Annotated in this window: 20 protein-coding genes; 2 read left to right on the top strand and 18 right to left on the bottom strand. The window is 37.3% G+C overall.

Annotated elements, in window-relative coordinates; translation table 11 throughout:
* Nucleotides 1-303: 303 nt before the first annotated feature.
* Entirely contained in the window at nt 304-1,992 is a 1,689-nt protein-coding gene (locus ACPDG9_RS12595; protein WP_430528076.1) for an alpha/beta hydrolase-fold protein, read from the bottom strand.
* Between the two features lie 217 nt (nt 1,993-2,209).
* Between ACPDG9_RS12595 and ACPDG9_RS12590 the strand changes: the two genes are divergently transcribed.
* Nucleotides 2,210-2,557: a hypothetical protein gene (locus ACPDG9_RS12590; protein ID WP_430528075.1), complete on the top strand. Its 348-nt coding sequence runs from the start codon at nt 2,210-2,212 to the stop codon at nt 2,555-2,557.
* Nucleotides 2,558-2,744: 187 nt separating this feature from the next.
* Here ACPDG9_RS12590 and ACPDG9_RS12585 read toward each other — a convergent pair whose 3' ends face one another.
* The 10 genes from ACPDG9_RS12585 to bioB all read right to left on the bottom strand — a co-directional run bounded on the left by ACPDG9_RS12585 (nt 2,745) and on the right by bioB (nt 15,192).
* Nucleotides 2,745-3,005, bottom strand: coding sequence for a helix-turn-helix domain-containing protein (locus ACPDG9_RS12585; RefSeq protein WP_430528074.1), 261 nt, complete (start codon nt 3,003-3,005; stop codon nt 2,745-2,747).
* Nucleotides 3,006-3,068: 63 nt separating this feature from the next.
* Complete coding sequence (locus tag ACPDG9_RS12580; RefSeq protein ID WP_430528073.1) at nt 3,069-4,214, bottom strand: biotin attachment protein; 1,146 nt, start codon at nt 4,212-4,214, stop codon at nt 3,069-3,071.
* Nucleotides 4,215-4,382: 168 nt separating this feature from the next.
* Nucleotides 4,383-5,774 (bottom strand): efflux transporter outer membrane subunit, encoded by a 1,392-nt coding sequence (locus tag ACPDG9_RS12575; protein ID WP_430528072.1) that lies wholly within the window; start codon nt 5,772-5,774, stop codon nt 4,383-4,385.
* Between the two features lie 13 nt (nt 5,775-5,787).
* Entirely contained in the window at nt 5,788-8,949 is a 3,162-nt protein-coding gene (locus tag ACPDG9_RS12570) for an efflux RND transporter permease subunit (RefSeq protein WP_430528071.1), read from the bottom strand.
* A gap of 58 nt (nt 8,950-9,007) precedes the next feature.
* On the bottom strand, nt 9,008-10,204 hold the full coding sequence (locus tag ACPDG9_RS12565) for an efflux RND transporter periplasmic adaptor subunit (RefSeq protein WP_430528070.1): 1,197 nt from the start codon (nt 10,202-10,204) through the stop codon (nt 9,008-9,010).
* 144 nt (nt 10,205-10,348) lie between these two features.
* Nucleotides 10,349-11,104, bottom strand: coding sequence for a LytR/AlgR family response regulator transcription factor (locus ACPDG9_RS12560; RefSeq protein ID WP_430528069.1), 756 nt, complete (start codon nt 11,102-11,104; stop codon nt 10,349-10,351).
* A gap of 13 nt (nt 11,105-11,117) precedes the next feature.
* A complete protein-coding gene (locus tag ACPDG9_RS12555) occupies nt 11,118-12,248 on the bottom strand; it encodes a sensor histidine kinase (RefSeq protein WP_430528068.1) in 1,131 nt (376 codons plus the stop codon).
* Between the two features lie 193 nt (nt 12,249-12,441).
* On the bottom strand, nt 12,442-13,089 hold the full coding sequence (locus tag ACPDG9_RS12550; protein ID WP_430528067.1) for an RDD family protein: 648 nt from the start codon (nt 13,087-13,089) through the stop codon (nt 12,442-12,444).
* Nucleotides 13,090-13,152: 63 nt separating this feature from the next.
* Nucleotides 13,153-13,599: a hypothetical protein gene (locus tag ACPDG9_RS12545; protein ID WP_430528066.1), complete on the bottom strand. Its 447-nt coding sequence runs from the start codon at nt 13,597-13,599 to the stop codon at nt 13,153-13,155.
* A gap of 609 nt (nt 13,600-14,208) precedes the next feature.
* On the bottom strand, nt 14,209-15,192 hold the full coding sequence (gene bioB, locus ACPDG9_RS12540) for a biotin synthase BioB (protein WP_430528065.1): 984 nt from the start codon (nt 15,190-15,192) through the stop codon (nt 14,209-14,211).
* Nucleotides 15,193-15,662: 470 nt separating this feature from the next.
* Here bioB and ACPDG9_RS12535 point away from each other — a divergent pair, with 470 nt between their 5' ends.
* Nucleotides 15,663-16,235: a Crp/Fnr family transcriptional regulator gene (locus tag ACPDG9_RS12535; protein WP_430528064.1), complete on the top strand. Its 573-nt coding sequence runs from the start codon at nt 15,663-15,665 to the stop codon at nt 16,233-16,235.
* A 14-nt stretch (nt 16,236-16,249) separates the two neighbouring features.
* On the opposite strand, the gene ACPDG9_RS12530 is transcribed toward ACPDG9_RS12535, so the two are convergent.
* From ACPDG9_RS12530 to ACPDG9_RS12500, 7 genes are all read right to left on the bottom strand, one after another.
* On the bottom strand, nt 16,250-16,867 hold the full coding sequence (locus ACPDG9_RS12530; protein ID WP_430528063.1) for a hypothetical protein: 618 nt from the start codon (nt 16,865-16,867) through the stop codon (nt 16,250-16,252).
* 1 nt (nt 16,868) lies between these two features.
* Nucleotides 16,869-17,219: a hypothetical protein gene (locus tag ACPDG9_RS12525; protein WP_430528062.1), complete on the bottom strand. Its 351-nt coding sequence runs from the start codon at nt 17,217-17,219 to the stop codon at nt 16,869-16,871.
* A gap of 91 nt (nt 17,220-17,310) precedes the next feature.
* Entirely contained in the window at nt 17,311-18,789 is a 1,479-nt protein-coding gene (locus tag ACPDG9_RS12520) for a catalase (protein ID WP_430528061.1), read from the bottom strand.
* A gap of 247 nt (nt 18,790-19,036) precedes the next feature.
* Nucleotides 19,037-20,533: a malate dehydrogenase (quinone) gene (mqo, locus tag ACPDG9_RS12515; protein ID WP_430528060.1), complete on the bottom strand. Its 1,497-nt coding sequence runs from the start codon at nt 20,531-20,533 to the stop codon at nt 19,037-19,039.
* Nucleotides 20,534-20,620: 87 nt separating this feature from the next.
* Nucleotides 20,621-21,037: a Holliday junction resolvase RuvX gene (ruvX, locus tag ACPDG9_RS12510; protein ID WP_430528059.1), complete on the bottom strand. Its 417-nt coding sequence runs from the start codon at nt 21,035-21,037 to the stop codon at nt 20,621-20,623.
* 1 nt (nt 21,038) lies between these two features.
* Nucleotides 21,039-22,211, bottom strand: coding sequence for an AIR synthase related protein (locus ACPDG9_RS12505; RefSeq protein WP_430528058.1), 1,173 nt, complete (start codon nt 22,209-22,211; stop codon nt 21,039-21,041).
* A 149-nt stretch (nt 22,212-22,360) separates the two neighbouring features.
* Nucleotides 22,361-23,485, bottom strand: a complete 1,125-nt coding sequence (locus ACPDG9_RS12500) for a cysteine desulfurase family protein (RefSeq protein WP_430528057.1) — start codon at nt 23,483-23,485, stop codon at nt 22,361-22,363.
* Nucleotides 23,486-23,867 lie beyond the last annotated feature (382 nt).

Raw genomic sequence — 23,867 nt, 5'->3', positions numbered from 1 at the left:
CTTACATCGAACATTTTCCTATATTTATCCTGACTTTTTTCTTGATAAAAGCAAGCCCACGTTAAGCAACACTAAACAGGTACGCACCTGAAAGAACATCACTACCGCACTACAATTGATTGGAAGGTTAATCAAGGTATAGGAACGGTTCAAAGTCAAGACATGATGGCACAAGCCTTAGCTTAACACAAAAAGGCGAATGAATTTTGCTTTATTGCAAATTCCGTTGCCTTTCCTGTTCACCATCAACCAACGATAGTCGTAAAAAACAAAGCATAAAAAAAGGAGGCCGTGGCCTCCTTCCTATTTTAGTTCAATTGGAATTAAATTAATCCACAATCTTTTTCGATCCTTGTTTTGCACAAAGTTTTTAAGGGTAAAGACGCCATCATACGTGACTTTACTGTTGTAGTACAATTGGTCGTTGACATAGACCTTCACCTTTTTCTTTATATCGATCATCTCTGGAGAAATAGCTAGGGCAAAAGACTTAATACGAGAAGTTTGGATGCGATATACATTGTCTTTATATTCCGCGACAATTTTACCAGAAGCACGTGGAAAATCAAAGGCATCTTTATCGACAACAACTTCTTTCATTCTGTCATCGTCTTCATCATCACTTTCGTATTCCAACCATTTTGTAATTTTAAAATTCAACGGTTGATGCCAATCCGCTTTGGGTTGTATCGTATCTAATTTGATATTTTGCAACCAATCTACACTGCCATTCGCCTCATCGTCAAACTCCCACATCAAGGAAGATGGGAATGTTTCTCTTTTTCGCTGCATTAAATCGGCAAATAGAATTTGATAAGCGGCTTCCGATTCGTCAAACTCAGGAAACCAATGCGGAAATCCTGCATAGCGCACCTCTTTATAATCGGCTTTTGTTTGGTTCATCAGGGCTGTAAAATCATCATTGGCATTGGGTGGATAATAGTAATCTTGATCTGTCGAGAAATTGATAAAATTTCTATTCTTAGCATTTTCTACGAAGGTACCTCCTGTAAAAACTTTAGGGTAGGTATTAAATCCGTAAAAGCCTGCAAAAGGCGTTGCATTCTTCATCAAATAGGAAAAAACTCCCGTTGCACCATTGGAGTGCCCTGCTAAAAACACCTTGTCATCATCAACGTTGATTGCACTTTTGATATCCTTCAATATAGCGGGAATCATAAAAAACCCTTCATCTGAAGTCATCCAATTGTACTGTTTATTTGCGCTAGGAAAAACGAGTATTACACCGTGTTGATCGGCATATTTGGTATAGTAACGATTCCAACCTCCCAGATTCATCTCTGCTGTTTGAAAGTCGAGTAAGGGGCTGTATCGAACCGCTCCGTGTAAAAAGAACAACAAGGGATATGATTTTGTGGGATTGTAATTTTTGGGTAAGTGAATGAAATAGGACGTCTTAGTTGAGTCGTTTAGTTGAAAACTCAAAGAATAATCGCGTTGCGCTTTGGGTAGAAACACAAGTTCATTCTTAAGTTGTTCATATACCTCTTTTCCATTCTCAGGTGTATACAGTACCTGTAACTTCGTTTGAAAAAAAACCTCTTCTTCACTTTTTAAAGCGAATTCAAATTGTTTTTTTTGTTTTGATGCTTCCTTCAAAACAACCTGCCAACGCGGGTCATCTATTAGATTTTCACATTCTTCCACAGCATCTTCATGTGTGATATTCATCCAACCGGGAAACCCATTTCCGTCCTTCTTATCCCCTAAGAGCTGATTTAAATAGGTAAAAGCTAGGTCTTTTTCTTTAAGCGATGAAGCTAAAATAGCACCTTCGTATAAATCACTGACTTCAATACTGTCGGTAAATTGTGTAAAGGCTTTTTTATATAGAGACAAAGCCTCTTTTCTACTTGACTCCTCTTCTTTTTCTGCTAAATTCTCTGCTTGAATAACCCATTCTGTATAACTTTCTTGTGCTACTCCTGTTGTACAACACAGTAGAACAATCCAAATAATATAGTGTTTCATTTCTTTGATTTAACTGCTAAGATAATTAACTTTTACGAAAGCGTATCCTCCTGCTTTTTTTTACAATAGTATCTCAACTAACACCTAATACCCTACTAATAAGAAGTTTCTTTTGTATAATCCTTTGGATACATTGTGTTTTAATTTTAACTTTCCACCGGGATTTTTCTTATCCTAGTTTTTTTTACTTCTTTTATTAACATAGGTTTTATACAGGATGAGTACACTTTTAAAATTTGACCGAGAAGAGCAACAACTTCGGGAACAATTAGCTAAACTACCAAGAAAGAAATGGAAATTTCTAGGTAGAATTCCCTTTTGTATTCTTTTCATCTTTATTGGTCCTTACATCCCCCTAAGAAATAATACAATGATGGGATATATGGGGTATTGGGAAGCCGTCACAGTAACAGCTATTCTCCTTCTTGTTTTGATGCCTTTTAGCATCTATTTTGGTATCAAAGAAGTTAATGAGGAAATGCTCGATATAGAACGAAAACTCATCCGATTAAAATACAAGCGAAAAGAATCGGAAGCCGCACCATCTTCTGCTTTACAAGAATAGTACAACGCTTCACAATTTGATTGGATCATTGCTGTAGGAGCTGATTTAGAGGTATTGGCTGCTTTTTTCCTCCTCGTTTGTTATATTGCCGTCTTCACAGAGCAAGCTAGGAAGTACTACAGCTAAAAGGACATCAACTTTTCACGAATCTCTAAGCGTTTCAATTTAAAACACAAACAAAACAGGTTTAATCTACTAGATTAAACCTGTTTTGTTTGTGTTTTTTCCTATACTGAATAGGTGTTATCCCTACTTGTTTCTTAAAAAATCGACCTAAATAAGACTCTTCTGAAAAATTGAGGTCACCTGCAATCATTGCCACGGTATCACTGGTTTGAATCAACCGAGACTTAATCTCATCGATCAATTGCTTGTGAATGAAATAACTTGCTGGATGCGCTGTTATTTCTTTCACTACATCATTGAGATAGTGCGGGTGAACATGCAATGCGGCCGCGTATTCATTGACTTGCTTGATAGTTTGAATTTTTTGATTGAAATAAAAGTTCTTCTACTGCTCAGCTGTAAACTTTTCTCCCTCTTTCACTTGTGTAAAATCACCAAGTAATACGCGATTCAACGAAGTATTACCCTGTTGCACATAAACTTTCCCTTTTTCGTTTTTTACAATCATAACAGGAACAGCCGTTGCAAGATCCTCTTCGTTTACCGTCCAAACATAGGCTGTATTGTCGCGCATAAAAATAGCCTTTTCATCAAATACACGCGTTGGCACATTGGGAATACGCAAGGTTAAGATTTGGATGTCTTTTTTGTTGGGAATAGAAGCTGCATTTAAAGTCATCACAATGTGACCTTCTTCGTTAATTGATTTTTGAGTTAGGGTAGCCAATACCGAACTTGGTAAGTCATAGGTTGATTCATCATTGAAAACTAAGGTTGCCTTTAGCTGTTTTGCATAGTTGCGCAAGAGTAAATAGTTGTCGCTAGTTACTTCAATTTGTACGGTTTGACTTTGTCCTGCTTGCATTTTCAGCAAGGGTTGGTTTAAGCTAATGGCACTCCCTGCTCCAACCAATACCTGTTTCACTGTTCCCGCTTGCCTAGCTTTTATTGGCTGTTCAACGTATTTCAGTTGGCTGGAAGAGATTTTATTGACTTGTTCTTCGTAATTTGATAATACTTTTTTGGCCTCATTGTACAAAGCATATTGTTTCTCGTAATTTTCCTTTGCTTCATTACCTTCTTCATCTCGATCAATGGACAACAAGAGCTCTAATTGGTCTTTGACGTGTTCTTTGGCATCTTTGACCTTTTTAGTAGCCTTGCCTAGTCCTAAGGTATCTCCTTGTGCTACAGCTACCCGAAGTAAAGCAATCGCTTGCCCTACTTCAACGCGACTATTGATATCCACTGTTACTTGAACAAGTTCACCACCTTGATCAGCCAAAATGGAAAAATAAGGAGCTGCACTTATTTGAGTGGAATAGCTTTGATTGACCACGACAATCTCCTCCGTTGTTGGTTCCACACGTACATCTTCAGAAACAAGAGACAACGTTTTTGCCGTTGTTGTATCCGTACTTTTATCATTTCCTTGGCGTTCATTCATTCCGCGAATGCCTACCCAAACCAAGAAACCAATACAGCCAACAGTCATTAGTATTTGTTGTGCTCTAACTTTTCTATTCTTCATATCATGCATCTATAAGAGATACAAATATAACAACTATCCTCCTTTTTTAACGCTCTTTTCAAGGGAGTTGTATTTTTTATTCTAAGACAATCTAACAACTACCTAAAACAAAAGCTGACTCCTTTAAACAAAAAGGAATCAGCTTTTTTAACAACGATAACATGATCTTTAATGACCGCCCAGTGCGCGGTATAAATCAATTTTTGAGGCTAAGTAATCGCGTTTTAACGTCGCGTAATTCAAATTACTTTGCAGGGCTAATGCTTGCGCATTAATCACCTCCAAATACGAGGCCTTATCTAATCCAAACATGATTTGAATGCTTTCTAAAGACGTGTTTAACAGGGTTACCCTTTGCTGTACAACTTGTTCTCTTTCTTGCATCTTATCCATCTTCACTAAGGCATCATGCACATCTGCATAGCCAACTATCACGGCATTTCTAAAGCCAATAGCTGCTTTTTCACGTTCGATTACCGCAACTTCGTAGGCTGTTCTCAGCCTTTTCTTTTGAAAAATCGGTTGAACTAAACCTCCGACCACGGTTCCAAATAAGGACGCAGGCGTATTGAACCACTGTGAGGTTTCTATCGCATTTAATCCACCTTGAGCAGAAATGGTCAAACTAGGATACATTTCACCTTGTGCAGCTCCTACTTTGGCATTGGCTTTTTTCAATTCTAATTCCGCAATTTGAATATCGGGACGTTGACTTAAAAATGATGCAGGTACCCCTGTATTCAACGCGGTGGAAAACTGAACCGAATTCAACGTTGCGCTGCGTTTAATTTGCTGTGGAAAATGATTCAACAACATACCTAATGCACTTTCCTGTAGGGCGATTTCTTGTTCGATCTGAGGTAGCAATTCTTGTGCCTCAAGCCACTGTGCTTCTGCTTGTTGAACAGCAACTATTGATTCATTCCCTACCTCGTACATTTTTTGAGTTACCGCATACGTATTCTCGCGTAAAGTCAACCCTTCTTCTGCAATTCTCAGTTGCTCATCCAGCATCAATAAATTGATATAGGCTGTAGCGACCTCCGCTACTAAGCGATTTTGAACTGCGCGTTTTACCTCTTGCGTTTGTAGGTACGAAGCTAAAGCGGCTTCTTTTTCCCTTCTTATTTTTCCCCAAACATCCAATTCCCAAGACAAATCCAAATGAGCGGTGTACGATTTATTTGTACGAGAAGCACCACTACGCACTGCTTCACTGTTTTCAGATAATTCGCTATGTGTTCCTGCAACTTGCATTGTCAAATCGGGAAGCAAGGCCATTTTAGACTGTTTAAACAGCAAATTTGCTTGATCGATATTTTTAATGGCTAGTTGCAAATCTGCATTTTGTTCTAAAGCCACTTGGATATAAGAAGCTAACTCTTCCTGGGCAAAAAAACCTTGCCACGACAATTCAGCCAGCTTATTTTCGGTAGAATCTCCTTGTGTTCCAGTATAGAATTGAGCTGGAGTTTCCAAAGAAGGTCGCTCGTAATCTTTTCCGACCTTACAAGACGTAAAAGCAAGAGCAACAGGTACTATATATAGGTATTTTTTCATTTTTACTTAATTTTTAAATAGCTTTAGTTGCCTCAGCAGCAGCAGCAGCAGGTGTTCCCGATATTTTCTCTTGGAGGTATTGAAAGAATACATACAAAATGGGAATCACAAAAACGCCTAATACCACACCAAAGAGCATTCCACCTGCTGTACCAATACTAATCGAGTGGTTTCCTTGTGCAGAAGATCCCTGAACAAACATCAAAGGCACTAAACCTGCCACAAAAGCAAAAGAAGTCATCAAAATAGGACGCAAGCGCAAGCGAGAAGCTTCTAGGGCAGCTTCGACAATAGACAAGCCCGCATTTCGTCGTTGTACGGCAAACTCTACAATCAAAATAGCATTTTTAGCCAACAAACCGACGAGCATGATAAGCCCAACCTGTACGTATATATTATTGGCAATGCCCACGGAACCAATAGCCACAAACACCCCTATAATACCAACGGGAAGCGAGAATAACACCACTAAAGGCAAAATATAGCTCTCGTACTGTGCTGCCAAAATGAAGTAAACAAATAGAATAGACAATCCGAAAATGAAGATCATCTGATTCCCTGATTGCTTTTCCTCTTTGCTTAACCCCAACCACTCGATACCATATCCTGTTGGCAATTTTTCTGCTGCTATCTGTTCTACTTTGGCCATAGCATCTCCTGTACTTACCCCTGGACTAATAATCCCATTCACCGTAATGGAATTAAAGAGGTTGTGTCGACTGATTGCTTGTGGTCCGTATACTTTTTCCAATTTAGCCATTGAGCTAATCGGTATCATTTCACCTGTATTTGTATGCACATAAAGCGTTTTAAAAGAATCTTCATTCGCTCTAAACGGCGCATCACCTTGTACGAATACTTTAAACTGCTTTCCAAATCGATTGAAATCATTGACCTGCGCACTTCCGTAAAACAATTGAACAGCAGCCATCATTTCACTCACCTCCACACCGTGCATTTTAGCTTTTACAGGATCAACGATAATCTTGTACATAGGGAAATCCGACTTAAACATGGTAAACGCTTGTACTACTTCATCGGATGAGCTTAAATCCGTATTAAATTGCGTTACTACCTCTGCAAATTCATTGATTGTCCCACCTTTTCGATCTTGAACAACTAATTCTAATCCGTCAAAATCTCCAAAACCAGGTACTGTAGGATTGGCAAACACGAAGAAATCTCCTTCTTTAATGGTAGATAATTGACCGTTAATTTCCGCTAATATTTCATTAATGTCCGACACTTCTCCTCGTTCTACACGATCTTTAAAGGCGATAAATCCCATTCCATATGCAGGACTGGCAGCATTTCCTAAAATATTAAACCCAGAAATCGTCGTTACAGATTTAATAGCGGGATGGTTGCGCATGATTTCATCTCCTTCCTTCAATACCTTCGTTGTACGGTCAATCGATGACCCTGGAGGTAAAGACAAAGCAAACATTGCGAAACCTTGATCTTCGTTTGGAATAAACCCTTTAGGTGTTGCATTCATTAAGACAACCATTCCTACAATAGAGCCCAAAATAAGAGATGCACCTAGTACTTTTCGCTTCAGTAAGAATTTAATTCCCCCCACGTAGCGATCTGTCAAAGCATTAAAACCACTGTTAAAACTTGAGAAGAAACGCTTTAAAAACCCTTTTTTACTTGTTTCTCCATGTTCCTCTGTATAGTGATTTTTCAGTAGTAATGCACATAATGCTGGACTTAAAGTCAGGGCATTTACGGCAGAAATCAAAATCGCAATTGCCAAGGTAAAGGCGAACTGTTGATAGAATACCCCTACAGGTCCAGTCATAAATCCAACGGGTAAAAATACAGCAGACATCACCAAGGTAATCGAGATAATCGCCCCTGTAATTTCACTCATTGCTTTAGTCGTTGCCTCTTTCGCATTGAGTCCATCAATCATCATCGTCGCGTGGACAGCCTCAACGACAACAATGGCATCGTCAACGACAATTCCAATGGCGAGAACCAAGGCAAAGAGCGTCAACATATTAATGGAGAATCCCAGCATATTCAAAAAGAAGAAAGTACCAATCAGAGAAACAGGAACTGCAATAGCAGGGATTAGCGTTGATCTAAAGTCTTGTAAGAATACATACACAATCAAGAACACTAGTAGAAAGGCTTCAATTAACGTTGTTTTTACTTGATTGATCGACTCATCTAGCTGCGTTTTACTAGCAAAGGTTACATTGTAGTTCAAGCCCTTAGGCAACTGCGGTTTTAGTTCTTCTAATACGCTGTAAATTTGCGTTTGAATTTCGTTGGCATTAGAACCATTCGTTTGAAAAACAGCCATAGAAACAGCTTCTTTTCCATTTACTTTATTTTCCTCATCATAGGCAACTGCACCAAATTCAATGCGAGCAATATCTTTTAAATAAAGGACATTTCCGTTGTTATCCGCTTGTACAACAATTTGCTCAAACTGTTCTGGGGTATTGTATTTTCCTGGGTATGTCAATGTATATTGCACTGCACCGCCAGCATTTTGTCCTAAGTTACCAGCTGCAACTTCTAAACTCTGACTTTGAATGGCGCGTTCAACATCTGAAGGTGTTAATCCGCGATTCGCTAATTTATGTGGATCCAACCATACACGCATGGCATAGTCTTTCTCTCCAAAGAGCTGTACGTTTCCAACCCCCTTGATTCGCTTTAATGCGCGAACGAGATTAATTCTCGCATAGTTTTGAACAAACGTCTCATCATATAAAGCTGCATCATCACTGATTAAATCGATAACCATGATCATTCCTCGTTGTTCTTTTTGGGTATTAATTCCCGCGCGAATTACTTCTTCCGGTAAAATACCCTGTACTTGCGCTACTCTATTTTGAACGTTAACAGCGGCTTGATCCGGATCTGTTCCCAATTCAAAAAACACCGTAATAAGGGCTGTACCATCGTTACTTGCTGTAGATTCGATATGCGTCATTCGCTCCACTCCATTGATCACTTCTTCAAGGGGAGTAACAACTGATTTTAATACAGTTTCCGCATTTCCTCCAGGATAAGAAGCGTGAACTGCAACACTCGGTGGTGCAATATCAGGAAACTGTTGGATGGGCAATTCTTTAAGTCCAACAAGACCTAAGATGACCAAAATAACAGAGATCACGGTAGCCAATACAGGCCTGTGAATTATTTTTTTTAACATGAATTTACTGAGTTAAATTGAATGCTTGTTGTTTGTTTTTTTGAGGCGGTAGTAGTCGTTAAAGAACCGACGATTCACGCGTTGTTTCCTCCTCCTTTTTCAACGCACTTAGTTGCTGATTCGCACTTGTTTCTAAAGGTTTCACCACATCGCCATCGCCAATTTTATCCAATCCTGTTGTAATGATGATATCTCCACTATCAACCCCACCTTGAACAAAATAGGTCTGCAGGTTTTTACCAACTACTTTCAACTGACGTTGTTCTACTTGATTGTCTTTTCCTAAAACATACGCAAAGACTTTATCTTGTAAGTCTAGTGTTGCCGCAATAGGAATTTGTACGACGTCTTTTTTCTTGGCGATCAAGCTGACAATTCCCGTTCCCCCGTTGCGCAATAGTTTATCCGGATTATCAAAAACAGCACGGACACTCAGTGCATTCGTTGCCTTGTCAAATTCACCATTAATCATATCTACTTTTCCTTTGATTGGATACAGATCTCCATTGCTCAATTGCAATTGAATATCCATCGGAAGAACATTTGTTTCCCCATTACTGCCCTTAACTAGATCAAAATAATCTGCTTCCGTTACGGAGAAGTAAGCATAAATTTGTGTAATATCAGACATCGTCGTCAACGGTTCAGCTTCTCCTGCCGTAACTAAATTACCGACGAGTTTGGGAATTCTCCCTAGGAATCCATCTACTGGTGCCGTAACGGTACAATAGCTCAGATTCAACTGTGCTTCTGCCACAGCTGCTTTTGCTTGAGCCACTATGGCTTTAGCGCTATCTAGTGCTGCAGTAGCCGTTTGCAATTGAATAGGTGATACAAACTTATTTTCAACTAGCGATTTTACTTTTTCTTGTTCCAATTGAGCATCTACTAAAGCCGCTTGAGCTGCCTTCAAGGTAGCTTCAGCATTTTGCAACTTAATTTGATACGGTTGACGATCAATTAAAAACAAAGCTTGTCCTTTCTTGACATAGCTTCCCTCTTTGACTAAGATTTGCTCCATATAACCTGTGGCTTGTGCTCTTACCTCAACATTAACCTTTCCTTGTAAAGCAGCCGTATACTGATGCATCACTTCAGCATCACCGCGTTCCACACGTTCTGTTCTTACTTCTATTTCTCCAGCCATTTGCGTTGCATCACTGGCGGTTTGTTTACACCCCACTGTAGTTACTAACACAAGCGTAGTAATCCCTACATAAGCGAATACCCTAAGGTTTCGATAAATTCTATTCATAAAATTTCGTATTACGCAACAAAAATGAAAAAAAGGAATTTTCCTTGTTTTTTTATTGTTTTGAAGCGTAAAAAATGAAGACTGAAGCGTAAAAAATAAATACTAATCTGTTTGAGTAAAACGAAAAAAGCTAACGAAGTAGCTTTAAGAGTTCAACCAATTTTTGAATAAGGGTGCCTTATCTCGACTGATGATTATTTCGCGTTGAGGGTCTCGAATCAACGTGACCTTTAATTTTCCATTGTAGTAATTTTGAATATTGTGAATGCTGTCAATCTCTACGATATGCTGCCTGTTAGCACGAAAGAAAAAAGAGGGGTTTAACTCTTCCTCCACTTCTTCCATTGTTTGACTAACGATCATTTCACTTCTGTCTTTGAGCACGAGATGTGTAATTTTCAATTCGGAATAAATGAAGTCAATTTCCTCTACTTTCACCGCTCTAAATCCATCTTTATAAGGTATAAGAAAACGAGATCGATAGACGACTTCTCTTTTGTTTAGACTTCCCAAAATGTGTTGAATCGAATCATTGAGTCCTGTTGCACTGAGGTTTTTGTATTTGGTTAATGCGTGAAGGAGATCTTCCTCTTGCACGGGTTTCATGATGTAATCAATGCTATTAACTTTGAATGCTTTCAAGGCATACTCATCATAAGAAGTGGTAAATACGACCGGAGCATTGATTTGAATTTGCTCAAAGATTTCAAAACACAAACCGTCTTCGAGGCGAATATCCATAAATATTAGATCAGGTGCTGCATTGTCGCGCAACCAATTAACACTGGCTTGAATACTTTCCATTACTGCGAGAACCTGCATATTGGGTTCTATTTGATGCAAAAGACGCATCAATTTATTTGCGTTTCTCTCTTCATCTTCAACAATCAAAACCTTCATACCACTCCTTTTTTTAATTTGTAAAACTTTTTTCTCTAACCGTTAACAGCGGCAATTTCACAAGAAATGCCGTTTCATTACTTGTGATTTGAACATCTAATTTACTCAACAAGCGGTAGCGATCGATGATATTGGCTAGACCAACTTTAGCTGAAGGCAATTCAACCATTAATTTTTGCAGGTTGTTACGCACAACAACGTATTGATCAACTACTTCTATGTGGATCATCAACGGATGCTCTTTAGAGGCTGTATTGTGTTTCACCGCATTCTCAACCAATAGCTGTAAAGCAATGGGCGCTACGGCATGCGTATTTTGAACAGATTCCTCAATGTCAATAACCATATCAACTTTGCGTCCCATACGCTCCTTTATCAAGTAGAAATAAGACTCTACAAAGCTAATTTCTTCTTTTAAACTAATTGTATTTTTTCGAACATTAGAAAGCATATAGCGATAAACTAAAGCTAAATTATCAATAAACTTCACTGCTACTTGCTGATCCTCAATCACTAATTCCGATAACGTACTAAAGTTATTAAATAAAAAATGAGGATCTAGTTGCATTTTCAGCGTTTCTAATTCCGCTTGACTTGCAATGCGCTCAAACTGTTCGGCTTTAAGTTTTAATTCAGCTGCATCCATCATCGAATTTTTCCAGTTTTTAATTAAAAAATAACCCGTGTGAATCACACTGATAAAAATTCCAGTATTAATGCTAATCAACAGCGATTGCCAAATATCGATTTTAGCTTCTAAATCGAGTATATCACCAGGTTCATAGGGGATCCAAACCAAGTAGATAATGTTGACTAAACAATAGATAGAAAAGATACACAAGATCAGCAATAACAGTTGAACAATGACGCGCCAAGCCGCATACTTTGTCCACGGCAATATAGCGTTTAACACATGGCTCAATCTCAAGCTAACTTCACTAATAAGGGTACAATACACCAATACCATGATTCCCGATTGCCATAGTTCCGTTTCGTCAATGGTTGAATACCATTCAGGATCATACGGATTGAGCAAAAAATGTGAAAACAGATATAAGATAAAAACCGCTGGAATGACTACAAGCCGATAATGCTTCGTAAACAGCGATTGATCTGTATTGTTTTTTCTCAAGTTTCTTTCCATTATTTTATCAAAAGTAAAAAGATTTGATCCGAACTGTTGAGATTACTTACCCAACAGGAATAATTATGTGTTGAATCGTACAAATGTACAACTGTATCTTGAATTCCTCCTCAAAGGAAATAATTTCGCTTAAAAAAGCAAAAAAAAGCTAGCTTTACCAGCTAGCTCTTTATTTTTTTCACTTTTTCTACCGCTAAAAATTGTACACTTTACGACCAATTTCTTTAACGACAATCGTTTTAGCCACGCTATCGTGTAAGGTTTGTTTTTTACTGTTTCCAAAATAGAGGAAATAACCAATACAGAACATTAAACTTGAAATAATAGACATAAAAAAACGGCCTGTTGCTTGTCCAAAGTCAATTTTATTCCCTTCATCGCTTAGACATTTTATGTTCATTACACGTTGTCCTGCAGTTGCTTGATCCGCACTCGAATGCAAAATTGCATAGTACAACCAAGGCCCTACAATAGGTAAAAAACTTAAAACTAAACAAATTAAACGATCCAATATCAACCCTACAAATCGATCACCAAAATCAGCATAGCGATAATAGATTTCTCCTTGAGGTGTATAAAGTGTAACATGGATTTGATCCGCGTGATACACCACATTTCCTATTCGCTCTTCTACCCTTGCCGCTACCGATCCACCTTGTAAAGTTGCTATTTCGTTCGGAAATAAGTCCCGTAATTCTTCTACATTGCGTACTTCAGTCCAATCAGGTAATCCTTCATACCAAACTAAGGTATAGGCCGTAATTCCAAATCCAGTAAGTTCTTCCTTTGTATAAGGACCATACTTCTGATCATTTCTTACAATAAAAAATTTTCTTTCCATGTATTTTGTATTTTTTGATACAAACTTACAAAAGCATTCGTTACAACATTTGTCTTTTTTCGCTTAACGATCAAAAGTAACTAATTCGATTCCTTTTAAATCTTCATGTCCTAGTACATCTACAAATAAAGAATTGCCTTTCATCTCTCTAATTTTAAATGTAAAATCTTGCCCAAACAGTCCACTAGAAACTGTAACTACTTCATTTTCTAACAGCCAAGTTCCTCGATCTTCTTTCAAACTATACTTATCCACAGCGGTAAAGATCTTATCCTTTAGCGAAATATGCACAGAAGAAACTTGATAAGCAAATTTTTTTGCTCCTTTACAATCTGCTGTGAATTCAAACTGAGCCACAATCCAATCTTTTTCTAGATTATTCGCCTTCACTGATTTAATCGATTTTTGTTGGATTTCATTTCCACCTTCATCATTACTACAACTCACCACTAATGATCCGAGGCTGACTGACACCATGACAGCCAACATCCATTTAAAAACTTTTTTCATAACATAGTCTATTAAGGGGTTAAACAATAGTTATTTTTAATTTTTGTTTTAAACTAATTTTATTAATCGTATCTAATTTACTAAAAAATACTTAACAAATAAATTTTTTACTAATTTTTATTATAAAAATCATATTTTAACCTAATTAGGTAAATATCGAAAAAAATAACAGTTAAAACAATGAACTAAATTTTAAAAGACGTCTTTGTTTCTTACTTTGTTGAGGCAAAAGTATTTGATAATTAATCGAGTAAAAATGACAAATATCATCAGTATTGACGATACTTTACCGATATTTGAGGTATGTAAATACCACATAAGCACAGCAGACTTAAAATCAAACAATTATCCCAACACTATTTAAAAAAGCGCTAAATATTAACTATATATTAACAAAATGTATCTTTAAAAACATTTTTAGTCTTTAAAAGAATCGCGTTAAACATTTCGTTACACACCCCCGCTTGATATAAAATAACGGTAAATGAAGCCAACCAAATGCACTATTTTTTTACTAAAAAATCACAAAATAAGATTCTAAAAAAAAAAGATCGCATTACATACAAATACGATCTTTTTTTTCCGATTACGGAACTATACTTTTTTCTACTACTTTTTTTTGCTTGAAAACATAGGATTTAGTCCAAGATTTTCGAATAATTGACGATCTTGACTCAAAGCGGGATTGGGGGTAACCAGCAACGTCTGTTCCTCACCAGCAAAAATTGAATTAGCACCTGCCAAAAAACACCAACCTTGTTCTGCTTCGCTCATTTCCATGCGTCCTGCACTCAAGCGCACCATTGTTTTAGGCATTAGAATACGGGTTGTAGCAATCATACGAACCATTTCCCAACTATCTGTTTTAGGCAAATCTTCTAGTGGTGTACCTTTTACACGTGCTAATGCATTAATTGGCACTGATTCTGGGTGTTTTTCCATGGTACACAGGGTTAATAACATAGAAACTCTATCTTGATCTGTCTCACCTAACCCAATGATTCCTCCGGAACAAACGGTAATACCCGCTTTGCGCACAGCTTGAATGGTATTTAACCGCTGATCATAAGTTCTTGTGGAGATAATATCTTTATAATGAGATTCTGAAGTATCTAAGTTGTGATTATAGGCATATAGCCCAGCTTCCTGTAAGCGCTTCGCTTGGTCTTCTGTCAGCATACCCAAGGTACAACAAACCTCCATATCTAAGGCATTCACTCCTTCAACCATAGCGATGACCTTATCAAAATCGCGGTTATCTCGAACTTCCCTCCAAGCGGCTGCCATACAAAAACGAGAAGACCCATTGGCTTTCGCTTTCTTAGCGTGATCCAATACCGTTTCTAAAGGCAATAAACGCTGTACCTTAATATCGGTATGGTACCGAGCTGCTTGTCCACAATAGGAACAATCTTCAGGACAGCCCCCTGTTTTAATCGACAACAAGGTACTTACCTGTACTTCTAAAGGATTGTGATAGTGTCTGTGGATGGTAGCTGCTTGATACACCAACTCCATTAAAGGCAAATCATATATAGATTGAATCTCCTCTTTTGTCCAATCATGGCGAATAACCGCTTTACGCTCAATCATCGTTCTTGTGTTTTATTAGTTACCCGCCAAAAATAGTATCCCCCACCGTGTCTATAAGGATCCGGTTTGAAGAAAGAACCTAGACCGGTTATGCGTGATCGGTTATCTTCTGTATGTTTTAAAAATAGACCAAAAAAAAAGTCCTTTTAAAGGACTTTTTTTTAATCTAACCACACTTTTTTTATTTTCAAATTTATCATTTGAAAAACAACACATCGTTATATGTTTTTACATATAACGCAACACGATATTTTATACGTAAAAAAACAGAAGATTTTTTTATCACTTACACACATTTCTTCTGTTTTTATTTAGGTTGTATTTTTGCTATCTTGTTTTTGCGTTCCATTTGTTTAAATCTATCTTAACGCAACACAACGCTAAGATTTAATTCTTTACATTTGAACAAAACAAAATTCCACATTAATTTCAACCTTTAATAGGACATTTGTCCTTCCAATGATAAATATATGTTAAGAATAAATCTTGATTTTTTATCTTATATCGAATCCATTGCGCATAAAGACATTATTGCAGATAAAATTCAACTGATTCAATATAATCCTAAAGACATTTTACTAACTCAAGGAGAGCAGATCACGAAGATCATCGTTATTCGAGAGGGAATAACGAAGTGTTTCATTACAGAGGAGAATGGGAAGGAGTATATTCCAGAATTCTTAAGTAGAGGAGAAATCATGGGAGAAATAGAATATTTAGGTAAAATGCCTTGTTTGTGTTCGGTAGAAGCTTTATCCTTTGTAGAAGCCTATGTAATTCCGCTGTCTATCTTTGATCACTTACTTAAAACGGATATTACCTTCAATAATGTGTTATTATCCGTAGAAGCTTTACGTGTTTATCACACGAGTGAGCGCGCTTCTTTTCAACAATTATATACCGTTGAACACGCGTTAGAAAAACTATTACACTTACAAGAGAAAAATCAGGTGGATATCTCCAAAGAAGATATGGCCTCTTACTTGGGAATTACAACGCGAACGTTGAATCGAGCACTGAAGAAAATCAATGGAGAAGAGTAATAAAGGGTCATCCGTTAGAAATTAATTCCAACAGACAATTGGATGAATTGGGCACGTTCAAAGTAATTTTTATACTGAGACGCTGTTTTTACGTTATAGGTATTCCAGTGATAATGTAACCCAACAACCGTTCGAAATCGCGCTGTAAGATTATATTGATAATCTGTTCCTATTAAAAAACCTGTTCCCGACATAGATTCAACATCTATCCCAACACCTGTAGATGTGAAAGATACATCATAAATACCAAGCTCAGGTTTGAAGGTGCTTTTTTCTGTTATATCCATTTGATAAAACACAGAAGCTCCACCTTTTACTTCTTTAGAAGAATTAACTTCTCCTATCATTCGAGTGTCGTCTACTTTTAACGTGGTGAAACCAGTAAATAAAGTCAGTCCTACATTTTTGTATTTAGCAATGCCGAGTTTAATTTCAGCTCCCATATTGTGTAAACGGTGAGAATCAGCAATCATATTGTCACCGAAGTAAAAGGAATTCCCAAAAAAAACACCCGTATTGCGAAACCAAATCACCTTGTCCTGCGTCTCTTTTTCCTGCCCATAAACAGGAAAACTTAGCAGGGTTATTCCACTGATTAAAGCAATAAACCTACTTATATTCTTTTTTATCATCTTATTTTTCCTTTTTTGCAATATCGATTACACCTAAGTCAATTAATTCACGAGTACTTGTACGCTTACCATCTACTATTTTTGTGCTATAATTTTTTACATCCAACCAAAAGTCATAATTTCCTCTGGGAAAACTCACCGTGAAGGCTCCATTTTTATCGGTATAAGTAGTGCTAATAACTAGCGAATTAGTTGCAAACGCATCAATAGTGATTAATTCGTCTTGTAGGGGTTCTCCTTCTACTAAAAATGTTCCCTTCACTACGTAACGTTCTGAGCCATCAAAATAGAGCGGTTCACAAGAAGACAAGCCGAATACAAGGAGAAAGCAAAAAATAAGTATCTTTTTCAACTCTATTTATTTATGTTAAACTTAAGCTAAAATAATAAAAAAGGCGAATCAATAAAATTAATTCGCCTTTTTTTTAATAATTAAATATAAACTATTTCATAAATTGACTAACATCTACTTGTAATCCTTTAGCAATGCGCATTCCTAAATCTGCATCGGCTCTAAACCAGTGGCACAACTGACGGAAGATAATTTCTTCGCGTTTTGGTCCATCGATACCACTCATAGCTCCTACGATATTGTTTACCGTATTGGTTTTTGCTTCATCCGTCATGATGCGGTATAAGTTACCTGGTTGTGTAAAGTGATCATCTTCTCCTACTCCGTTTCGATCGTAGTGATCTGCTACCACGTTTGTTCCTAAATCTAAGGCTGGTTCTTTGTAGCTTTGATCAACAACAATTGAATCAAAACTATTTGGATAGTAATTTGGCTCACTTCCTCCGTTTCCGTCGATACGCATAGCGCCGTCTCTTTGGTACGTATTGGTAGCAAAAGGACAACGGTTTACAGGGATTTGTTCGTAGTTTGCGCCTAAACGGTAGCGTTGCGCATCGGGATAGGATAAAATACGTCCTTGTAACATGCGGTCTGGTGAAAACCCAATTCCATCAACAATATGCGTAGGTGCAAAAGCCGCTTGTTCTACATCTTGGAAATAATTTTGAGGATTTTCATTCAACTCTAATACTCCAACATCAATCAACGGATAGTCTTTATGTGGCCATACTTTTGTTACGTCAAACGGATTAACTTTCGCTGCTTTACTTTCCGCTTCCGTCATTACCTGAATTCTCAAATTCCATTTCGGGAATTCTCCTTTTGCAATGTGATCGAATAAATCACGTTGTGCATAATCCATATCCGTAGTGCGCATTTGATCTGCTTCTGGTCCAGTTAAGTTTTTGATTCCCTGTGCTGTCTTAAAGTGAAACTTCACGTATACGCGTTCGTTTTCAGCATTGATCATCGAGAAAGTGTGACTTCCGTATCCGTTCATGTGACGGTATCCGAAAGGTGTTCCGCGATCCGACATTAAAATCAAAACTTGGTGTAAACTCTCTGGGTTTAAGGACCAGAAATCCCACATCATAGTCGCTGATTTTAAGTTCGTCTGTGGGTGTCTTTTTTGGGTATGAATAAAGTCGCTAAATTTTTTCGCATCTTTAATAAAGAATACAGGTGTGTTATTTCCCACTACATCCCAATTTCCATCTTCCGTATAAAAACGAACAGCAAATCCACGTGGATCACGCTCAGAATCTGCTGAACCTTTTTCTCCACCAACGGTTGAGAAACGCAAGAATACCTTGGTCTGTTTTCCTACTTCGTTAAATAACTTGGCTTTGGTGTACTTCGTTATATCGTGGGTTACTGTAAAAGTACCATATGCCCCAGATCCCTTGGCGTGGACTACGCGTTCTGGAATACGCTCTCTATTGAAATGAGCCATCTTTTCATGCAAGATGTAATCTTGCAATAATACTGGACCTCTTTCACCAGCTGTCATTGAATTTTCATGCTCTACATAAGGTCTTCCTGAGGCCGTTGTTAGTTTTTTGTTTTCCATAGTTATCTGCTTTATTTATTATTTTCTAATCCAAAGATACTAATAACCATATCTTTACAGTTGATATTCTTATACCATTAGGTTATATCAATATAAGAAAAAACTATGACTAATTCAAATTAGATAAATAAAACTAATACTATATTATTGTTGGTTGTTGGTCGCAACAAGACGACAAACAACAAACAGCTATTCAAAAAAAACACCTTTACTCTAAGAATAAAGGTGTTATATATTTCAGTGTTCTTTAGTTATTGGGATAAATCTTTAAAACTTTCGAACAGTTTTCTCTAATATCAGCAACCATCTCTGGGTGTTCATTTAATTTTAATCCGTAAGAAGGGATCATTTCCTTAAATTTTGCTTGCCATGCGGGGGAATTAAACTCCGTTGGAAAACAGTTAGCTAATAACTTCAACATGATTGCTGTTGCTGTTGAAGCTCCTGGTGAGGCTCCTAATAAAGCGGCAATAGATCCATCTGCGGAGTTAACTACCTCTGTTCCGAACTGCAAGATACCTTTACCGTCTTTATCGCGTTTAATCACTTGCACGCGTTGTCCTGCATGTTCAATTTTCCAATCTTCTTCTTTTGCATCTGGGAAATACTCTCTTAACGATTCGTATCTTGATTTATCCGATTGCAATACTTGTCCGATTAGGTATTTCGTCAAATCTAAGTTTCTCATACCCGCGCCAAGCATGGGTCCGATATTGTTTAATTCAAGTGATTTAAACAAGTCTAAATTTGATCCTCTTTTCAGGAATTTCGTTGAGAATCCAGCGTATGGACCAAATAACAACGAGTGTTTACCATCAATAAAACGAGTATCTAAGTGTGGTACAGACATCGGGGGTGCACCTACAGATGCTTTTCCATAGACTTTAGCCATGTGTTTTTGCACAATTGCAGGGTTGCTACAAACTAGCCATTCTCCACCAACAGGGAAACCACCGTATCCTTTACTTTCTGGAATATCTGCTTTTTGCAACAATAAAATTGCTCCACCACCAGCACCAACGAAAACGAATTTCGCTTTTACTTTTTTCTGTTCACCTGTTTTTTCGTCCTTTGCTGAAATGCTCCATTTATCGCCTTTGCGCTTAATATCCGTAACTTGGTGATTAAAGTGAACATTAACGCCATCCTCTGTGGTTAAGTGAGCAAAGATCTCACGTGTTAACTCACCGAAGTTTACATCAGTTCCGATCGGCATATACGTAGCAGCATATACGTCATCGAGTTTTCTTTCCTCCATTAAAAGAGGCGCCCAAGTTTTAATTTGGTCGACGTCTTTTGAAAACTTCATCCCGTGAAACAACGGGTATTTTTGAAGCTCCTTGTATCGTTTCTCCAAGAAACTTACGTTGTCTTTTCCCCAAACGAAACTCATATGTGGAACAGAGTTAATAAATTTTCTAGGATCTTTTAAAACATTTTTATTTACCAAGTATGACCAGAACTGCCTTGATACTTCAAATTGTTCTACAATGCTAATTGCTTTTGTAGCATCAACACTACCATCCGCTTTTTCTGGTGTATAGTTTAATTCACAAAATGCAGAGTGTCCTGTACCCGCATTATTCATTGCGTCTGAACTCTCAGCTGCAGCGCGATCTAAACGCTCTAAGATCTCAATTTTTAGGTTCGGATTCAATTCTTTTAGTAAGATACCAAGAGTAGCACTCATGATTCCAGCTCCTACCAAAACAACGTCAACCTCATATTTTTGTATACTTGACATTATATCGAATATTTATTTATGTGCAAAATTAATTTTTATCTACAGGAAAATTCGTTTTTTAATGCTAAAATTTTAAAAAAGAATCGATTAAAACGCATTACGTCCCATATAATCTTGTAAGATGATGGTAGCCGCAATCTCATCGATTAGCGCTTTATTCTGTCTTTGTTTTTTCTTTAAGCCACTATCAATCATCGTTTGAAAGGCCATTTTAGAGGTAAAACGCTCGTCAATACGCTCTACCGGCATTGTAGGAAACTCTTTTTTAAATGCCTCGATAAATGCATTTAAAATAGGGGTAATTTCCGAAGGTTCATTGTTTAACCGTTTCGGTTCTCCTATAATGACTTGCTCTACCTGTTCTTTGTGAAAATAATCTTTTAAAAAAGACATCAATTCGCTCGTATTGACTGTTGTTAACCCCGATGCTATGATTTGCAATTCATCGGTTACCGCAATACCTGTTCTCTTTTGTCCGAAATCAATAGCTAATAAACGTCCCATCCTAGTAGGTAAATGTCCCGTATGTTGATTGAATTGTTAATTTTTTATCCGCTGAAGCTTCTACGCGACCTACCACTTGTGCTCTAACGTTAAACGATTTTGCAATAGCGATAATATCTTCTGCAATGGCAGGGTTTACGTACAATTCCATACGGTGTCCACAGTTGAAAACTTGATACATTTCTCTCCAATCTGTTTTTGATTGTTCTTGAATCAATTGGAACAACGGCGGTACGTCAAATAAATTGTCTTTAATAATATGGAGATGATCTACGAAGTGTAAAATTTTTGTTTGCGCTCCCCCACTACAGTGAATCATTCCATGCACTTGATCTGATTTGTATTGATCTAAAATGGCTTTGATAATCGGCGCATAGGTTCTCGTTGGAGATAATACTAACTTTCCTGCATCAATAGGCGAATTTTCTACGGCATCCGTTAACTTAACTTGACCAGAGTACACTAATTCTTCCGGTACAGATGCATCGTAACTTTCTGGATATTTAGCCGCTAAAGAATGATCGAAAACATCGTGTCTTGCAGACGTAAGTCCGTTACTCCCCATTCCCCCGTTGTACTGTTTTTCGTAAGTTGCCTGTCCGAATGACTCCAATCCGACAATTACATCCCCTGCTTGAATATTAGCATTGTCAATTACATCACTTCGCTTCATTCTCGCTGTAACAGTAGAATCAACGATAATCGTGCGAACTAAATCTCCTACATCAGCTGTCTCTCCACCTGTTGAGTGAATTGTTACGCCAAACGATTTTAATTCTTCTATTAGTTCTTCTGTTCCATTGATAATAGCAGAGATCACTTCTCCTGGAACTAAGTTTTTATTGCGTCCAATTGTGCTAGACAACAAGATATTATCTGTTGCACCTACACATAATAAATCGTCAATATTCATGATTAAGGCATCTTGTGCGATCCCTTTCCAAACAGAAAGATCTCCTGTTTCTTTCCAATACATATAAGCTAATGACGATTTTGTTCCTGCTCCATCAGCATGCATGATCAAACAATATTCTTCATCTCCAGTTAGGTGATCGGGAATAATTTTACAGAATGCTTTAGGAAACAATCCTTTATCTATGTTCTTTATGGCATTGTGAACATCTTCTTTCTCAGCAGAAACTCCGCGTAACGCGTATCTATTACTTGAACTCATAAATAGTGTGTTGTTTGTGCAAATTTAATGCGAATGTTATTGTAAAACAAAGCTTTTTACATTAACATTTTTTTACCTCTTTTTTATTTATTTTTTGAATAATTGAAAAACAAAAAAATCTACTAATTTGAATTAGTAGATTTTTTTTCTTAAATCTCTTGAAGAAGTTCAATAAGTCTATCGATATCTTCTTTTGTATTTTCGTGACTAAACGACAATCTCAAGCTCGGTTTCTTCAAATCTTCTTCGTCTAAGAATTGCGCCAAAACATGAGAAGGCTTTTGACTTCCTGATTGGCATGCACTTCCTCTTGAAACGGCAATTCCCTTCATATCCAATTGAAACAACATCATCGCTGCTTTTTCTTGTGTTAGGGGTAATAGCACGTTTAAGATATTGTAAAAACCAGTTTGGTTTCCGTTGAATTTTACTGCTGGATATACTTCAATCAAGCGTTGTTGACAGTACGATTTAATAGCTGCGATATAAGCACTTTCCTCATCCAATAGTTCATACGCCATTTCGAGTGCTTTTGCCATCCCCACAACTTGGTGTACTCCTTCTGTTCCTGCACGTAATCCCTTTTCTTGTTCACCTCCGTAAAGAACGGGTTTTAAAACATTTTTCTTGCGGATAAAGGCAAATCCAATTCCCTTAGGTCCGTGAAATTTATGCGCACTTGCTACGATAAAATCAATGGGTAACGCACTTAAGTCTAGTCTTTTCTTCCCTACAGATTGTACGGTATCACAGTGAAAAAGCGCATCGTGAGCGACACATAGATGGGCTACTTTTTCCAAATCAAGTTCCGTTCCCACTTCGTTGTTCACATGCATCAAGCTCACTAGTGTTTTTGTATCTTCTTGCAAAAGACGTTCTAATTGAGCATAATCAATTTCACTACTTGGGTTGATGTTTAAGAACACCACTTCGATTCCATAGGTTTGCTCCAAGTGTTTTACGGTATTTAAAACTGCATGGTGCTCTAATTTAGTTGTAATGATTCGCTTCACTCCCAAATCGCGTACAGCAGAAAGTAAAATCCAGTTATTTCCTTCTGTTCCACAAGAAGTAAAGATAATCTCTGAAGAATTGACATTAAATTGCTTGGCAATTGTTTTTCTTGCACTTTCAATTAACGCTTTCGCATGCCGACCGATAGAATAGGTAGATGAGGGGTTACCAAAATCATTTCTCAATACTTTCACCATCTCTTCAATTACCTCTGGTCGAACAGAAGTTGTAGCGGCATTATCCAGATATATTTGTTTCATTACTTAATTAGTTATCGTAAATCAAGTTCCCTCATTTTCACAAGGCAACTTGTTTTATTGGTCATTTTTTTATTCGAATACAAATGTAATAAAAACAAAAAAGATAATGCTAAAAATCACTTCCATAATTATTATTCGATCCAAGATATCTTTTTATTTTTACGATTTTAACTTTATCTTCTTCTGCCTAAGAAACACATCAAAAATGGACCTCATTACTGCCCTTTATAACAATAGCCATCCCTTGTTTAGCTAATACCTTTTTGGCTATAAAACCAAAGAACAGCAAGTAACCAAAACAAATGGGCATTGACAACATAAGATTCGTGAATACCAATAATATCAGCTATTTTTCCTGATAAAAAAACTTACTTTTTTATTT

The organism is Myroides sp. C6-3, assembly GCF_050522425.1.
Lineage (GTDB): Bacteria > Bacteroidota > Bacteroidia > Flavobacteriales > Flavobacteriaceae > Flavobacterium.
The sequence above is the reverse complement of the archived record's forward strand: the minus strand, read 5'-3'. Positions and strand labels throughout refer to the sequence as shown.